We start from the raw sequence: 17,310 nt of genomic DNA on the forward strand, positions 1-17,310 counted from the left end.
TACCCAATTTCCAGTTGTTATCCCCAAAAACAGTTATCAGCTCCTCATTTTTACATTGATTGCTGGAATTATAATAGATAAACACAAAAAAAACCGCTCCAAAAAATGGAACGGTTTTCTTATTTTATTTAAAATTTTAGGTTACGCTAAAACTTCTTTTACTTTGTTTGCCGCTTCTTCTAAAGTAATTGCAGAGTGTACCGGAAGACCAGACTCGTCAATTAATTTTTTAGCTTCTACAGCGTTAGTTCCCTGTAATCTTACGATCAATGGAACAGGAAGGCTACCCATAGCTTTGTAAGCATCTACAACCCCCTGAGCAACTCTGTCACATCTTACAATACCTCCGAAGATGTTAATCAAAATAGCTTTTACGTTTGGATCTCTTAAGATGATTCCGAAAGCTGTCTGTACTCTCTGAGCATCTGCAGTACCACCTACGTCAAGGAAGTTTGCAGGGTTACCACCAGATAATTTGATGATATCCATAGTCGCCATTGCAAGACCAGCTCCGTTTACCATACAAGCAACGTTACCATCAAGTTTTACGAAGTTAAGACCTGCTTCACCAGCTTCTACATCCATTGGATCTTCTTCTCTTGTATCTCTCAATTCTGCTAAGTCTTTGTGACGGAACAATGAGTTGTCATCTAAAGTTACTTTAGCATCTACAGCGATAATTTTGTTATCGGAAGTTTTTAATACAGGGTTGATTTCGAAAAGAGATGCATCAATACCTGTGTAAGCATTATAAAGAGAACCGATGAATTTTACAAATTCTTTGAAAGCATTTCCTTCAAGACCTAGGTTGAAAGCAATTTTTCTAGCCTGGAATCCCTGAAGACCTAAAGCAGGATCAATGATTTCTTTGTGGATCAAATGAGGAGTTACTTCAGCAACGTGCTCAATATCCATACCACCTTCAGTAGAATATACGATTGTATTTTTACCTTCAGCTCTGTCTAATAGAATAGAAACATAAAATTCTTTAGTTTCTGACTCACCTGGATAATATACATCCTCTGCAACCAAAACAGAATTTACTTTTTTACCTTCAGCAGAAGTTTGTGGAGTAATCAACTGCATTCCGATGATGTTCTGAGCGTTTTCTTTAAGCTTATCCATGTTTGGAGAGAACTTTACACCACCACCTTTACCACGACCACCTGCGTGGATCTGAGCTTTTACTACCCACCCTTGAGCGCCAGTTTCAGCAGTTAGTTTTTCAGCAGCAGCTACAGCTTCATCTACGTTGTTTGCAACGAAACCACGTTGGATAGCTACTCCATACTTTGATAAAATCTCTTTTGATTGATACTCGTGAAGATTCATATTATTTTTATTATTTTATTTTAATATTTAAAGGTTGACAAATTTACTAAAAATGAATAAGGTTAAAAAGAAAATTATAGAACTTTTAACGCATTCTGTAAGTTTATATGCGATCTTATCAGATTCAAGGCGGTGAATCTATGAATAATATGATAATGATCATAAAAAAACTAAATCTTACGATCATATTCTAATGACATTTTAATGTCATTCTAATGTAGATAAGAATATTAACAAATCCCATCTATTATCTTTGAAGCCCGGAAATAAAACATACCTATTTCATGAATTTTCAGATGAAATTCAATTCAGGTAAAGTCCTTATTTCAGAAAAAGTGATCACCAAATCCTATCAATTTCCTGGAAAACAAAAGCTGTTTCCAGTGACAACAGATGATATTCAAAGGAAAATTCACAACTTAAAAAAACAGTTAATCTTTTACTAAAGAAGAAAAATGGAAATACCAGCTAATGAACAGGGAAAAAGGCTCATCCGCTACATTACAAAAGAAAAAAAAGATGTTACCAATATTTATTTCTATGCTATTCTGAATGGTTTAGTCTTGCTGAGCGTACCTTTAGGAATACAGTCTATTGTAAGCTTTGTGATGGGAGCTACAATGACAACTTCCATTTATATCCTCATATTTTTTGTCGTAATCGGAACCTGGCTTGCCGGATATTTCAGATTAAAAGTGATCCAGATAATTGAAAAGATACAGCAGAAAATATTTGTAGAATTTTCCATCGCCATAGCAGACAAAATCCCCAAAGCAGATCTTTCCTACACCAGAAAATACTACCTTCCGGAACTTGTCAACCGATTCTTTGATATTCAGAATCTTCAGAAAGGAATTTCAAAAATATTACTGGAAATTCCTACTGCTTTAATACAGATTGTTTTTGGGATTCTCTTGCTCTCTTTTTATCATCCTTGGTTTTTAGCATTCGGAGGTCTGGTTATTCTCTCTGTTGTAATTATTTTCAGATATACAATGGAAAGCGGAATCAAATCCAGCATTGAAGAGAGCAACAAAAAATACGATACGGCAGCATGGATAGAGGATATCGCCGGTTCTGTAAAAACATTTAAAATGCATTCTGAAGATGATTCTCATTTAAAAGGAACCGATGAAAGAGTGATAGAATATCTTAAGCACAGAACAGCTCATTTTAAAGTACTCGTTTTTCAGTATAAAACAATTATTGCTTTTAAAGTCATCATTACTTTAGCAATGCTGGCCATTGGAACCTATCTTCTGATTAATCAAAAGCTGAATATCGGAGCATTCATTGCCACAGAAATTGTTGTTCTAAGCATCATGTCTGCTGTAGAAAAGCTTATTGTAAGCCTTGAAAGTTATTATGATCTGATTGCTTCTTTTGCCAAACTCTCTAAAATCACTGAACTTAAAGAGGAACCCAACGGAGAAATCACATTATCTCAGAAAGAAAAAGGGACAGAAATTGAATTTAAAAATGTAAGCTTTTCATTTAATGATAATACTCCCATCCTTTCGGACCTTAATTTCAAAATCAAAGAAAACAGTCTGAACATTCTAACAGGAAAACTGGGAGCGGGAAAAACCCTTCTGCTTAATATGATCACAGGATTCTTCGAGCCCAGCTCAGGAGCAATTCTGATTGATAAAATTCCATTAAAAAATATAGAGAAAAAACACTGGAGAAATAATGTTGGACTTTATCTGGAAAATATGAAGATCATTCAGGGAACCGTTAAAGAAAACATCCTATTAGGAAGCAGCCAGAGCCACACAGAAGATATTCTTGAGCTTTCTGAAAATATGGGTATAGAAAATATTTCAAGTATGTTCAGCAGCGGATTCTTTACAGAAGTAAGTGAAACTGATCCTGAAATCACATTCAGTTCAAAGAAAAAAATACTGCTGCTTCGTGCTCTCCTCGGTAACAAAAAACTTATCATTCTGGAAAATCCTTTTGCAGGAATCCGTGAAGAATATCAGGACAAAATGATAAAATATCTCCAGAAAATCAAGGAAAACACAACTATTATTATTGTTTCTCAGGATACAGAACTGCTACAATATGCCGATCAGCATTTTCATCTGGAAGGAGGAACATTAAAAACACTTCAAAACAATTAGTAAAATGAAACTACAGTCGTTTGACAATATCTATCATATTCATAAAAAGTCACGGGTAAAAAGATGGTTTCTGTTTATCTTCATAGGCGGTATAATTACCTTATTTCTCCCTTGGACACAGAATATTAAAGTGAAAGGAAATGTAACCTCTCTTTATCAGGAACAGCGTCCACAGCAACTTCACTCTCCTATCCCGGGAAAAATCATCAAATGGTATGTTAAAAACGGAGATTATGTAAAAAAAGGAGATACTTTACTGCAGCTTTCCGAAATAAAAGATGATTATTTAGATCCGCTTTTGGTACAGAGAACACAGGAACAGGTAAATGCTAAAAAGGGAGTAAGAAATTTCTATGAAGCAAAAGCAGGAACAGTGAAAACCCAGCTTGAAGCCTTACATTCGGCCAGAAACTTAAAACTGAATCAGCTCAAAATAAAAATAAGCCAGCTTAATAATAAACTTACCGGTGAAGAAGCAGAACTCACCGCTGCTAGTAATGAACTTAAGCTTTCAGAAGACCAGTTTGCGCGGCAGAAAAAAATGTATGAGGAAGGTTTGGTTTCTCTTACCCAGTTTCAACAGAGAAGTATTTCTTATCAAAATGCTGTTGCCAAAAAAACAGCATCAGAAAATAAAGTGGCTCAAACCCGTCAGGAAATTATCAATATAGGAATTGAACAGAATTCTGTGATTCAGGATTACACAGAGAAACTCAGTAAAATAGAAGGAGACCGTTTTCAAAACATGGGGCAGATTGAGGGCAGTGAAGGTGAAATTGCCAAGCTCGAAAATCAAGTGGCCAATTACAAAGCAAGACAGGGCTTATATTTCATTATTGCCTCACAGGACGGTCAGATTGTACAGCTTAATAAAACAGGAATTGGTGAAGTTTTAAAAGATGGTGAAAATATTGGGACAATTGTTCCCACAGCAGTAGATTATGCAGTTGAGATTTATATAAAACCTGTGGATCTCCCGCTTGTGAAAGAAGGTCAGCGTGTGATGTGCATTTTTGATGGATTTCCTGCCATTGTATTCTCGGGATGGCCCAATTCCAGCTACGGAACATTTGCAGGCAAGGTGGTTGCCGTGGAAAGCAATATCAGTGCAAACGGACTTTTTAAAGCATTGATTATTGAAGATAAAAAGGAAAAAAGATGGCCTCCAAAAATTAAAATGGGAGGAGGTGTACAGGGAATTGCCATTCTTAATGATGTTCCTATCTGGTATGAACTGTGGAGAAATATCAACGGTTTTCCACCAGATTATTATGAAGTAAAAAATGATCAAACTGCTAAGTATGAGAAAACAAAGTAAACTTCTTTTTATATTGATCTTTCTTTTTTTCCAGTATCATAAAGCACAGGATTCTCTCATGATTTCAGCAAATGAATTTCTGGCGGTGGTAAAAAATTATCATCCAATGGCATTGAAATATCAACTGCAAAACAAAATTGCGCAATCTGAGATTACTAAAGCAAGAGGAAATTTTGATCCTATTTTAGGAGGAAAACTGGGCGAAAAGAACATTGACGGTGTACAATATTACAGACAAAAAAATATTGAACTGGGTATTCCTACCTGGTACGGAATTGATCTTACAGCAGGATATCAATATCTGGATGGTGAAAAACTCAACTCCAGTGAAACCAAAGGTGGTATTTACAGCATGGGAATTACTGTTCCTTTAGCTAAAAATCTTTTGTATGATAAACGAAGAGCAGCATTGGATCAGGCGAAATTTGCCTCGAAAATGACGGAAGCTGAACAGACTGTACTTACCAATGAACTTCTTCTTGAAGCAGAAAACACCTATTGGGAATGGGTACAAAGTTATGAAATTTACAAGTTGCAAAACAAAGCGGTTGAGGTCAGCAAAAAACGTCTGCAGCTCACCCGGAAAACTTTTGAATATGGAGAAAGAGCAGCTATCGATACTGTTGAAGCAGCTTCTCAGCTACAGAGCTTTGAACTTCAGCAGAAAGAAGCCTATTTAAATTTTGTTAAAAACACCCAGCAGCTGCAGTTATTTTTATGGAAAGATAATCGTGAAATTTATGAAATCTCACAACTTATTTATCCTGCAGATCATCTTTCAGATCATACCGCCTACTCAGATTTTGAATTTCTTCTGCAGGAAATTAAAACAAAAGAAACCACCAACCATTGGTCTGTACAGTATTATACTCAGAAACATCATATTTTAGAAAGTGAACGGAAGCTGAAATGGCAGAGCTTTCTTCCCAAGTTTGATTTTACTTATAATTTCTTCAACAAAGAGAATTATCAGTCAGATTACCTTCCTCTTTTTGACAATAATTTTCAATATGGATTAAAACTTGAAATACCGGTATTTCAAAGGGAAGCCAAAGCCAGTTATCAAATGGCCAAAATTAAAATAGAACAAAATAAACTTGATACTGAATTCAAGAAAAGAGAGCTTACCACGAAAATTGAAACCTATAAAAACGAACTTTTAAATTACCATACCCAGATAGCCCTTTCACAAAATAATCTTGTGAATTACCAGCAACTTCTTACTGCAGAAGAAACAAAGTATGCGAACGGTGAGAGTTCTCTTTTCCTGATCAATTCAAGGGAAAATAAAATGATTGAAGCACAGGAAAAATTCATTTCCATCAAAGCGAAATTTCTTAAAAGCTTTAATAAACTTAAATGGATGAATGAAAATTTCTCTTTATAAAACCAAAAAAGTTCAGGAAACTCCCTGAACTTTTTTATTGATATTCTGGTCTAAAAATACACCAGAAATTGTTTTATAAGTCAATATTACTATTACCGCCCACCAGACCAGTCACAGCCCACATAAAAAAGGGCGGCTGAATACAAACGGATTGAATCTGATAGGTTAATCTAAGAGATTGAATGTTCGTATTAACCTTTTTCTTCTGTTAATCTTCATTCTTATATTCTGTTTTTAACAAAATATAAGATCAGCATTCCCCAGCTTAAGATCATCATCAGACCTCCAAGCGGAGTGATGGGGCCTAAGAATTTAAGATTCATTCCCCAATAATCCTGCATGCTCAGGAAGTAGATGCTTACTGAGAATAAAAGAGTACCTGCAATCATTAAAATGGAAGTCCATTTTTCAGCAGAGGTTTCAAATTTTAAGATATACCCGATGATCAGCAGGAAAAAAGCTGCATACATCTGATATCTTACGCCTGTTTCAAAACTTTCCAGTCTTTCCACAGCTAATATTTTCTTTAAAGCGTGTGCTCCGAATGCACCAAGGATTACAGAAACCATTCCGTAAACTGCTCCAAAAACTAAAGTAATTGTTTTCATTTTATAACTCTTCTAATTCTAGGGTTAAATATTTTTTTGTTTTATGATCCTGCCAGGTTCCTATAATTTTCCTGCCTTGCAAATCTGCTTCCACCAAGGCTTTGAAAATCCATTGGTTGGTTTCTTCACTATAATAATCGTTTTCTATGATGGAGATATGATTACCTTTTATCTTTCCGTTCCACTCAATCAGTTTTTTATTTTTATCATACCAGTATTTTGCAGAAAATGAACCATCATCATATACCTCATTGATCAAAACAGTAATGGGGTACTTTCCAGCAATCTTCCCCTTATACAATTTATTAGTAAGACTGGTCATCTCTGTTTTTTCAGAACCGGAAATTAAATTTCTCGCATAAGGACTCCAGTATTTTTCCAGCTCTTTGTAGGAAAATTCTATTTCATGACTGCCCAGGTCGTCCAAAGCTCTCATGGCATGGTTGGAACATCTTCCGGCAACAAAAGTCAGCTTGTCTTTCCCAAAGAAATATCGGATACCGTCCAAAGTATGTTCCGTAAAACAGTCTTCATACATAGCGATCTGATCTTGAGTTTCCTCTGCCGGGTTTTTCTCAGCTTTCAGTGTAACAAGAAAATCAGAAATTCTTTTCTTTACTCTTTTCTGAATAATTCCCTCAACAGTTTTCACTGAACCCGGTTGAAATAAATCTTTGGCATTGATAAAGTTTCCTGTTCTCAGATCAAAATTCTTCCAGATCAGAAAACCCTCCGGATAAGCGCCCGAAGCTTCACCATCTATGGCAATACTCAGAATATTCTTAGGCGTTTCAATCTTATCCCAACTATAAAAATAAAGATAGTTTGAATAGGAATTGGTGGCTGTAGAAGCCAGTTTAAAAGGATTTCCGCCAGATCCGGGAACATATTCCAGCTGATCTACCTGAAGAAACGTATTGATTTTATTTTCTACCCGAGGATTTTCAGAATAAGAAACAACCGGAAAAACGGTATCTTCAGTTTTAGGCTGCAGATTACTTATTTTCACTTTTTGCTGTTGTGAAAAACTTAACCCCGAAATCAATAAAAAAAATACAATATTCCTTTTCACTATTTTGATTTTAAGTACATTAAAATGAACTTGGCTACCAATGTAGAAATACCCAGTATGATAAACATATTGGCGAATTTTTTGGAACTTCTGAAACCTTCATGGTTTGTTTTCTTTAGAAAAAATCCAAAAAGAAGAAATACTATGGGCAAAATGATCTGTAACATTAGTTTCCTCTCATTCTGTTAAACTCGTTGATCACCTCATGGTGGCTCACCGTTTTATCTTTAAAATACGTGACAAAATGCTGTTTTTCTTCTTCAGTGGCTCCCAATTGATTCAGAATGTTCAATAAGTGCATCTTCATATGTCCTTTCTGGATTCCTGTGGTCACCAGAGAGCGTAAAGCCCCAAAGTTTTGTGCAAGTCCTGAAACTGCCATGATGCTCATCAGCTCTTGTGCGGAAGGTTTCCCAAGAAGTGCCAGTGAGAATTTTACCAAAGGGTGAAGATTGGTAAGTCCTCCCACAACTCCAACAGAAATAGGAAGATCAATCCAGAATCTGAAGATTCCGTTATCTGTTGTACAGTGTGTTAAAGATCTGTATTGGCCATCTCTTGCTGCATAAGCATGTGCACAGGCTTCCGTAGCTCTGAAATCATTTCCGGTAGCGATTACAACGGCATCTACTCCATTCATTACTCCTTTATTATGAGTAGTCGCACGGTAAGGTTCTATTTCTGCAATGGTAACGGCCTGCTTGAATTTAGAAGCAAATTCTTCCGGAGAAATTCCACTGTCATCTTTTAAATCTTCCATTTTACACGAAACCTCAGCTCTCACAATACAGTCAGGTGTAAAGTTGGAAAGAATATTCATTACAATCTGTAGTGAATTCTTTTCTTCCTGAGTAAAATCTTCGCTGGTAGCAACTTCCTGTCTCAAAGTCTTTCCGAACTGCTCAAGACATGAGTTGATAAAGTTCGCTCCCATTGAATCCACAGTATCAAAGCTTGCTTTCAACTGGTAGTAATTCGGCATTTCTGCTGTTTTATCCACCAGGCTGATGTTTAAAATACCTCCGCCGCGTTTTCTCATATTCGTGGTAATATCTTCTGTGGCTTCAAATAATTTTTTCTTTAAACTGAAATTAAAGAAATGTAATAATTTGTGAGGTTCTACATTAAAAATAAAGTGGGTATGCCCCAGTTTTTCAGTATTGATAATCGTTGTTTTAAAACCTCCTTTATCGATCCAGAATTTGGCAGCTTTGGAAGCAGCCGCTACTACTGAACTTTCTTCAACAGCCATTGGAAGCGCCAACAGTTTTCCATCGATTAAAAAGTTTGGAGCAATTCCATACGGCATATAAAAATTGGAGATGGTATTTTCAGAAAATTCTTCGTGAAGCTTCTGAAGATCTGCATCATCATTCCAGTATTGTTTTAATATATTTTGATATTCCTGGTTTCCTTCAAGATATTCGTTTACGAGCCATTCGATTTTCCCCTGCTTTGGAAGCTTGGAAAAACCTTCGATTGGTTTATGATTCATGATATAAACTTTAATGAGCCGTAAATATAATGATTTTGAGACTCTTTTTTGTTGATAACTTATATGAAAAAAGATTGACTTTTATCAATTTTGGAACTAAATTTGAACAAAATTAAATTACAATCCAGATACAAAATATATCAAAGCATTTTAAATATGAATTTTGACCGTCTTAAAGAAAAGCTGGAAATCCTTGCTGATGCAGCGAAATATGATGTTTCCTGTTCATCAAGCGGAGGTACAAGAAAAAATAAAAAAGGAGCATTAGGAGATAGTTCTGCAAGCGGGATCTGTCATACCTATACAGAAGACGGCAGATGTGTTTCTTTGCTTAAAATCTTATTGACCAATCACTGTATTTATGATTGTGCTTACTGTGTTTCCAGAAGTTCCAATGATATCAAAAGAGCTGCTTTTACGGTAGAAGAAGTGGTAGATCTTACCATCAATTTTTACCGTCGAAATTATATTGAAGGGTTATTTCTAAGCTCAGGAATTTTCAAAAATGCAGATACAACCATGGAAAGACTTGTAAGAGTTGCCAAAAAGCTACGTTTGGAAGAGAACTTTAACGGGTATATTCATTTGAAATCTATTCCCGGGGCAAGTGATGATCTGATGCAGGAAGCCGCGTTGTATGCAGATCGGTTATCCGTAAATATTGAAATTCCTACAGAAAGTGGATTAAAATTGCTGGCCCCTGAAAAAAACAGACACGATATGATCAGCCCGATGCGATATATCCAAAAAGGAATTATTCAGTATAAGGATGAAAAGAAAATTCTGAAAAAAGTTCCCAAGTTTGCGCCTGCCGGACAATCTACACAGATGATCGTAGGAGCAACCAATGAAAACGACCTGCAGATCATCAAAGTTGCCGATCATTTTTATAAAAATTTCAATCTGAAAAGAGTGTATTATTCCGGATATGTTCCGGTTTTGGAAGATCAGAGACTGCCTTCTTTAACGACGGAAGTTCCAATGCTTCGGGAAAACCGACTGTATCAGTCGGACTGGCTGATGAGATTTTATGGCTTTAAAGCGGAAGAAATTTTAGATCCGAATGTTCCTTTTCTTGATCTGGAAATGGATCCTAAATTAAGCTGGGCATTGCGGAATCTGGATCAGTTCCCGGTGAATCTCCAGACTGCCGAATACCGGATGATTTTAAGAATTCCCGGAATCGGAGTGAAAACAGCTCAGAAAATTGTGAGTGCAAGACGTTTTCAGATTTTGACCATTGATCATTTGAAAAAACTCGGAGCAGCTGTGAACCGGGCAAAATATTTTATTGATTTTACTGCGGGAAATGCCTACCTGAAATATTTGACGGATAAAAATTTCAGGAAGCTGTTAATAGGAGGAAGTTCTTCAAAGTTTCATAACCAGTTTTCACAACAATTGACATTGTTTTAAACACAAATCACACAAATATTTTCATAAATGGACACTAATTTATAATACAGCACGACTGTCATTCTGACGAAGGAAGAATCTCTAGATTCTTCACTTCATTTTATTTCGTTCAGAATGACAAGCACATGCAAATTTTAATTCAACACATGACAACCCTACTCTACGATGGAAGTTTCGATGGTCTTTTCACTGCAGTATTTGAAGTTTTCGAATACCGTTATCAAGAGGTGGAAATCAAAAGCAGTGAAAGATTTCATCAGGAAAACATTTTTGCAGAAATTCACGAAGTAATTACTCAACCAGACAAGTCTGAAAGGGTTTTGAATAAACTGGAGCAGAATATTGGTAAACAGGGCGTTTACAAACTTTTAAAAGTTTTTTTATCTGAAGATCCGGATCTGGAAAACCTCATCTTATCCGCAGTAAGGCAGTCGGTGAAAAAACCTGAAATTAATATTCTTGAAAACTTTGCCGATTCTGATGTTTTAAAAATTTCAAAAATCTGCAAATCGGTAAACAGGGAAAGGCATAGGATGACTGCATTTGTCCGCTTTGAAAAAATGCAGGATGGTGTTTTTTTCTCCAAAATAGATCCCGATTTCAATGTTCTTCCTTTAATCAGAAAACATTTTAAAGACCGATATCAGGATCAGAAATGGATGATCTACGATCTTCGAAGAAACTATGGCCTTTTATATAATCTGAACGATTGTGAATTTTTCTATCCTGATGAAAAACTTGATCTTAACCATTATCAACAGAAGTTCCATGATGAGGAAAAGAGCTATCAGCTACTTTGGCAGCGTTATTTCACGAAAACCAATATTGTGGAAAGAAAAAATATGAAACTGCATATTCAGCATGTTCCGAAAAGGTACTGGAAATATCTGACTGAAAAATGGTAAGTAAAATCCCACATTGTGGATAACTTTTTTTTCAGCGAAGAAAAGACTGTAATTCCAGCTTCTATTTTTTAATTTTTATGTAAATCATTATTTTACTGCAAGATAGAATCCACATTAATTGAAAACTCATATTGTGGATAACTTTTTCCAGTTAACATATAGTTAACATTGAAAATATATCAGTGTTCTTTTTCATACAGAAATTAAGCAAATAAAGACACTTCCCGGGAAAAAAGGAATATATAAATATGACATAAAGCCATGTAAATCTGTGACCTATATAATCAAAAACTAAATCAACATTTTTATTTTGTGGATAACTCTTACTTTTTAAGGGTTCGCAGAGCTTTCTTTACGATATACTGTGTTTCTTTTGTCGGACTTTCCCGAAGCCATTCATCGCAGATTTCCACTACAAATTCGGGTTGAGATTTGCTGGCATCATTCAGCCAGTTGCCAACACTATCCTGTACATATCTGGAGGAATCAGATCGTAAAGATTCCAGTATTTCCAGTCCAAGCCCTGGATTCTGTTTTAAAGCATCAATATGTTCACACCACACACCTCTTGGCCTTGTGGATTCGCTGGCAAAACGTCTTACATTCTCATTATCATGCGCGGTCCACTTTGTTAATATAGATAAACTTTCGTCCAGGTTTTTGGAAATATCCGGACGCACCGTCATCCAGCAGATTTCCCTCACTCCAAAATGAGAGTCAGAAGCAAATGGCTGAATTTTGTTTAATTTTTCCTTAAGTTGTAAATCGTTATTTCTTCCAATCGTATAAGCTGCCCAGCAACGTACCAGATCTGCGGGATGAACTGACAATTTCAAAAGAAATTCGTTATCCTTATTTTTCACAGCCAGATTAAGTAAGCCAATTCCTATTGTTTCATTAATGGTATTGACAGTTTGCTTTTTCAGCTGGTTTACATTTTCTAAAACGGGTGTCAAATATTCCTTACGATCATTCTGTAAAAGCAGATTTTCCAACAGCAGCCTTTGATCTACTGCCAGCCATTCCGTAAGATTGGCGGTTTCAATTTCTCCTCTGTTCAGCTGTTCCAGAATATCCGTTGGAATATCTTTGATGGAGCGGGCTCCTTTTCGTTTTTCTGTCATACTATTTAATGATTACCTTTACAAAAGTCTGAAAGTGGGTGGAGAAAAACAATACCGCACATTTTTCCCCCATTGGGATAAAAAAGTCAATTTTATGGAAACAAAGGAAAGAGCTGAAGAAAATAAAATATGTCCGTTGGAAGTTGCTGTTAATACCATCAGTGGAAAATGGAAAATTCCTATTGTCTGGCAGATCAATGAAGGAAAAAAACGTCCCAGTGAATTTTTACGAGGTATTGCTAAAGTGGACCGCAGGGTTCTCAATCAGCAGCTGAGTGAAATGGTGGAAGATGGTATTTTAACGAAACAGTCTTTCAATGAACTTCCTCCAAGAGTAGAATATACTTTGACAGAACTTGGGGAAAAACTGGTGAAAATCCTCTGGCAGCTGAATGATTGGGGAAAATTATTGATTCCTGAAAAAGAGGAGTCGTTGAACCAATAAATTTTCAAATAAGATATTGGCAGATAGGTGAAAAAAAATGATATTTGTGCTCACTAAAACGCATGAAAAAAGTTATCACAGGAATCATTGTTATTCTCATTTACATAGGCTGTACAAAAGAAAAAATATCAGACCGTTTATTACCTGAACCAGATAAAAATGAGCATTTAATTGCTGAAAATGCTTTAAAAATCAATAAAGGTAAAAATACCATCAGGGAAAGATTTTCACCTCCGGAAGGTTATGAGTGGATGGAAGAAAAACCTGGCTCTTTCGGGCATTTCATTGAGAATTTCAAACTCAAACCTTACGGCAGCCAGATTGTAAAATATGACGGAACACCTATTTCTACCCAACATCTTCATGAAGCAGTTTTTGATATTGATACCGGAAATAAAGATTTGCAGCAATGTGCTGATGCCGCCATCCGAATGAGAGCTGAATATCTTTATAAGGCAAAAAAATTTAACGAAATTAAATTTCATTTTACAAGCGGTGATCTTTTCAGCTGGAATGATTATAAAAACGGAACGAGAGCTTTTGTAAGCGGAAATTCAGTCAGCTTTAGAAAAACCATGCCTTTTGATGATTCTTACCAAAGTTTCAGAAATTATCTGGACCTGATTTTCAATTATGCAGGAACAATTTCATTAAATAAGGAAACCAAACCGGTCACAAAAAATTCAGATCTGAAAACAGGAGATATTTTAATCACACCGGGAAGTCCCGGACACATTGTTTTTATTTCCGGTGTCTGCCGGAATAAGGAAGGAAAAAGATTATTCTTATTAAGTGAAGGATTCACCCCGGCGCAATCGGTTCATGTACTTTCAAATCCGTTTAATCCCTATTTTACACCCTGGTACGACCTTGATATCCATGCTGAGGAGACGAAAACTGCACGATATTTTTTTAAACCTACAAACTTCAGAAGCTTTTAATAATTTATATTCAAAACTATTGGAAACTTACTACGATAATCTGAACTTGTTTTTGTAAATTTGTGTTCGAAATTTTTTACTTGATGAAAGAGAGTGCTGTAAAAAAAATTGCAGTTCTTACTTCAGGAGGTGACTCTCCGGGTATGAATGCGGCATTAAGAGCGGTAGTAAGAACCGCCAATTATTATAATATCGAATGCTACGGAGTAAGAGAAGGCTACAATGGTCTTATCAACAATGATTTCCTGAAAATGGGAGCTCGTTCCGTAAAAAATATAATCAACCAGGGTGGAACCATTCTAAAGTCTGCCAGATCCACTGAGTTCAGAACAAAAGAAGGCCGTCAGAAAGCTTACGATAATTGTGTAAAACTAGGAATTGACGGATTGGTATGTATTGGAGGAGACGGAACTTTCACCGGTGCCAAAATCTTTAATGAAGAATTCGGAATCAGAGTAATCGGTATCCCGGGAACTATTGATAACGATATTTTCGGTACAGACAATACCATAGGTTACGACACTGCTTTGAATACTGCAATGGATGCCATTGACAAAATCCGTGACACAGCAACTTCCCACAACAGGGTTTTCTTTGTGGAAGTAATGGGTCGTGATGCTGGTTTTATTGCTTTAAACAGTGGATTGGCAACAGGAGCTCTGGATATTTTAATTCCTGAGAAAAAAGACAGTATTGATGAGCTTTTCACAAAATTCAGGGATGCTGAAAAAACCGGAAAGGCATCAAGTATTGTGGTGGTTGCAGAAGGTGAAAAACTAGCCAACGTTTATGAGCTTGCAGAAAAAACCAAACAAACCTTCCCTGATTATGACATTCGTGTAGCGATTTTGGGACATATGCAGAGAGGAGGTTCTCCAAGCTGTGCAGACAGAGTTTTGGCCAGCAGACTGGGGTATGGTGCTGTAACCGGATTAATGGAAGGACAAACCAATGTAATGGCAGGAATGCGTTCCAACGATCTGACGTATACGCCAATAGAAGAAGCCATTAAAAAACATAACGAAATCAATAAAGATCTTTTACTGATTTCAGAAATTTTAGCAATCTAATTATTTTTATAATCTAATAAAAACAAACTATTATGTCAACAATTAAAGTAGGTATCAACGGTTTTGGTAGAATTGGACGTCTTGTTTTCAGAGCAATGACTGAAAGAGACAACATTGAAGTTGTAGGAATCAATGACCTAATCAATGCAGAATACATGGCTTACATGTTAAAATATGACTCTGTACACGGTATTTTCCCAGGTGAAGTTTCTGTAGAAGGAAATGATCTTGTTGTAAACGGGAAAAAAATCAGAGTAACTGCTGAAAAAGATCCAAGCAACCTAAAGTGGAATGAAATCGGTGCAGATTACGTAGTAGAATCTACTGGTTTATTCTTAGATAAAGAAAGCGCTGCAAAACACATTACTGCAGGTGCTAAGAAAGTAATCCTTTCTGCTCCGTCTAAAGATGATACTCCAATGTTCGTAATGGGTGTAAACCACAAGGAACTTACTGATGATATCAAAATCTTATCAAATGCTTCCTGTACAACAAACTGTTTAGCTCCTTTAGCTAAAGTAATCCACGATAACTTCGGAATCGTAGAAGGTTTGATGACTACTGTACACGCTACAACAGCTACTCAGAAAACTGTTGACGGTCCTTCAATGAAAGACTGGAGAGGTGGTAGAGCTGCTCTGAACAATATCATCCCTTCTTCTACAGGTGCTGCTAAAGCAGTAGGAAAAGTAATCCCTTCACTAAACGGAAAATTAACAGGTATGTCTTTCAGAGTACCAACTGTTGACGTTTCTGTAGTAGATTTAACAGTGAGAATTGAAAAGGCTGCTTCTTATGAAGAAATCTGTTCAGTAATCAAAGCTGCTTCTGAAGGTGAATTGAAAGGTATCCTAGGATATACTGAAGAGGCAGTAGTATCTCAGGACTTTGTAGGAGATAAGAGAACTTCTATCTTCGACAAAGATGCAGGTATCATGCTTTCTCCTAACTTCGTGAAACTTGTTTCCTGGTATGACAACGAAATGGGTTACTCTAACAAGTTAGTTGATATGCTTGTACACGCGGCTTCTTTATAAGCAATAATGAGCGATAAGCAATAAGTAATAAAAAACCTTCCCGATGGGAAGGTTTTTTTGTCAGACATTAACTTCTATAACACTTTAAAATATTTTATATCCCAAGCCTGCCCCTAGCCAAGGTTTCTTATTATGGTTCCAGATGGAAGCATCTTTTCCAATAGCATAATCAACACCTAAAAATACTCCAATGTTGATACTATTATACATAAAAGTAATTCCCAAAGCAACGGATCCTAGTCCCTTAGTAATTTCAGTATCATCAGTAATAGGACGATCCGCGAGGTTTGTATTTGATTTATTAAGCTTAACAGAAGATGCTCCTACCAACAATCCTCCAGTAATCCGCCATGTATTCTCTTTGGTCTCAATTTCGTCCTTATAGAAAAATGTAGTTCCTCCATATGAATATATACCCCAGAATAGATTACCATTAATTCCCGTAGAGAACTCTTCATCAAGTCCATTCTTACCTCTAAATCTATATTTGATAGGTATTGTTAAAGCATTCAAAGTCATAGAAGTAAAGTATAAAACAGGGCTCTTTCTGTTTTGTAATTCATAAAAATAAACTGGGCTACTCTTTCCATCTTTCAACAACAGATTAACAAGCAATTTATTCTCCTCTACTTTCACATTTCCACATTCTACACCTCCTATATTTGCATCAACAACTCTATCAATCTGATACTCCTGAAAGAATTTATCATCAATAGTAATCTCTCTTATTACTTTTATTTCTTTTCCGTCAATAATAACTTTATCTTCAACAGATATTTTATCTCCGATCTTATATTTTTCTTTTATTTTGCGCTTTTCTCCCTCAGATAAACTTTCAAAACTCGTTTTTATATTCTTTTTTAGAGTATAATCACCTAATTTATCATAGATGCGATATCTTACATTAAAATTTTCTTGTCCAAAAACCATTCCCACACACCCAAGCAGAAATAGTAGTAATAAATAAGTTTTCATGGTTATTAATTTTGTTTTACACAAAGTTTCAAATTATATAGACACAAGTAAATTACCCG

Annotated in this window: 15 protein-coding genes; 9 read left to right on the plus strand and 6 right to left on the minus strand. The window is 35.9% G+C overall.

All coding sequences use genetic code 11. From position 1 onward, the window contains the following. Nucleotides 1-141: 141 nt before the first annotated feature. On the minus strand, nt 142-1,332 hold the full coding sequence (sucC, locus tag RHP76_RS10890) for an ADP-forming succinate--CoA ligase subunit beta (protein WP_062676270.1): 1,191 nt from the start codon (nt 1,330-1,332) through the stop codon (nt 142-144). 455 nt (nt 1,333-1,787) lie between these two features. On the opposite strand from sucC, the gene RHP76_RS10895 reads away from it, so the two are divergent. Genes RHP76_RS10895 through RHP76_RS10905 form a run of 3 tightly spaced genes read left to right on the plus strand, consistent with a single transcriptional unit; the run spans nt 1,788 to nt 6,163 of the window. Further along, entirely contained in the window at nt 1,788-3,458 is a 1,671-nt protein-coding gene (locus RHP76_RS10895; RefSeq protein WP_277695517.1) for a peptidase domain-containing ABC transporter, read from the plus strand. A gap of 4 nt (nt 3,459-3,462) precedes the next feature. Beyond that, nucleotides 3,463-4,776 carry an HlyD family secretion protein gene (locus RHP76_RS10900; protein ID WP_216443889.1) on the plus strand — a complete coding sequence of 438 codons (1,314 nt, stop codon included), beginning with the start codon at nt 3,463-3,465 and terminating at the stop codon, nt 4,774-4,776. Continuing rightward, nucleotides 4,760-6,163 (plus strand): TolC family protein, encoded by a 1,404-nt coding sequence (locus tag RHP76_RS10905; RefSeq protein ID WP_311230164.1) that lies wholly within the window; start codon nt 4,760-4,762, stop codon nt 6,161-6,163. The genes RHP76_RS10900 and RHP76_RS10905 overlap by 17 nt, the downstream gene beginning before the upstream one ends. A gap of 221 nt (nt 6,164-6,384) precedes the next feature. On the opposite strand, the gene RHP76_RS10910 is transcribed toward RHP76_RS10905, so the two are convergent. The 3 genes from RHP76_RS10910 to RHP76_RS10920 all read right to left on the minus strand — a co-directional run bounded on the left by RHP76_RS10910 (nt 6,385) and on the right by RHP76_RS10920 (nt 9,338). Beyond that, a complete protein-coding gene (locus RHP76_RS10910) occupies nt 6,385-6,771 on the minus strand; it encodes a DUF423 domain-containing protein (RefSeq protein ID WP_216443887.1) in 387 nt (128 codons plus the stop codon). Between the two features lies 1 nt (nt 6,772). Next, entirely contained in the window at nt 6,773-7,780 is a 1,008-nt protein-coding gene (locus RHP76_RS10915) for a hypothetical protein (protein ID WP_311230165.1), read from the minus strand. 229 nt (nt 7,781-8,009) lie between these two features. Next, nucleotides 8,010-9,338 (minus strand): hydroxymethylglutaryl-CoA reductase, degradative, encoded by a 1,329-nt coding sequence (locus RHP76_RS10920; RefSeq protein WP_311230166.1) that lies wholly within the window; start codon nt 9,336-9,338, stop codon nt 8,010-8,012. Nucleotides 9,339-9,494: 156 nt separating this feature from the next. Here RHP76_RS10920 and RHP76_RS10925 point away from each other — a divergent pair, with 156 nt between their 5' ends. Continuing rightward, complete coding sequence (locus tag RHP76_RS10925; protein ID WP_311230167.1) at nt 9,495-10,754, plus strand: putative DNA modification/repair radical SAM protein; 1,260 nt, start codon at nt 9,495-9,497, stop codon at nt 10,752-10,754. Nucleotides 10,755-10,900: 146 nt separating this feature from the next. After that, nucleotides 10,901-11,659 carry a TIGR03915 family putative DNA repair protein gene (locus tag RHP76_RS10930; RefSeq protein ID WP_311230168.1) on the plus strand — a complete coding sequence of 253 codons (759 nt, stop codon included), beginning with the start codon at nt 10,901-10,903 and terminating at the stop codon, nt 11,657-11,659. A 323-nt stretch (nt 11,660-11,982) separates the two neighbouring features. Here the strand turns inward: RHP76_RS10930 and RHP76_RS10935 are convergent, their stop codons facing one another. Then, nucleotides 11,983-12,783, minus strand: coding sequence for a DNA alkylation repair protein (locus RHP76_RS10935; protein ID WP_311230169.1), 801 nt, complete (start codon nt 12,781-12,783; stop codon nt 11,983-11,985). Nucleotides 12,784-12,877: 94 nt separating this feature from the next. Here RHP76_RS10935 and RHP76_RS10940 point away from each other — a divergent pair, with 94 nt between their 5' ends. The 4 genes from RHP76_RS10940 to gap all read left to right on the plus strand — a co-directional run bounded on the left by RHP76_RS10940 (nt 12,878) and on the right by gap (nt 16,276). After that, nucleotides 12,878-13,228, plus strand: coding sequence for a winged helix-turn-helix transcriptional regulator (locus tag RHP76_RS10940; protein WP_311230170.1), 351 nt, complete (start codon nt 12,878-12,880; stop codon nt 13,226-13,228). Between the two features lie 62 nt (nt 13,229-13,290). Then, on the plus strand, nt 13,291-14,169 hold the full coding sequence (locus RHP76_RS10945) for a DUF4846 domain-containing protein (RefSeq protein WP_288441178.1): 879 nt from the start codon (nt 13,291-13,293) through the stop codon (nt 14,167-14,169). Nucleotides 14,170-14,252: 83 nt separating this feature from the next. Beyond that, nucleotides 14,253-15,239 carry a 6-phosphofructokinase gene (gene pfkA, locus RHP76_RS10950; protein WP_062676282.1) on the plus strand — a complete coding sequence of 329 codons (987 nt, stop codon included), beginning with the start codon at nt 14,253-14,255 and terminating at the stop codon, nt 15,237-15,239. A 32-nt stretch (nt 15,240-15,271) separates the two neighbouring features. Further along, the gene (gene gap, locus RHP76_RS10955; protein WP_047096698.1) at nt 15,272-16,276 is read left to right on the plus strand and encodes a type I glyceraldehyde-3-phosphate dehydrogenase; all 1,005 of its coding nucleotides are present in this window, start codon (nt 15,272-15,274) and stop codon (nt 16,274-16,276) included. A gap of 84 nt (nt 16,277-16,360) precedes the next feature. Here gap and RHP76_RS10960 read toward each other — a convergent pair whose 3' ends face one another. Beyond that, nucleotides 16,361-17,251 carry a hypothetical protein gene (locus RHP76_RS10960; RefSeq protein ID WP_123279154.1) on the minus strand — a complete coding sequence of 297 codons (891 nt, stop codon included), beginning with the start codon at nt 17,249-17,251 and terminating at the stop codon, nt 16,361-16,363. Nucleotides 17,252-17,310 lie beyond the last annotated feature (59 nt).

Source organism: Chryseobacterium sp. SG20098, from assembly GCF_031844745.1.
In the GTDB taxonomy this organism is placed as follows: Bacteria; Bacteroidota; Bacteroidia; order Flavobacteriales; family Weeksellaceae; genus Chryseobacterium; species Chryseobacterium cucumeris.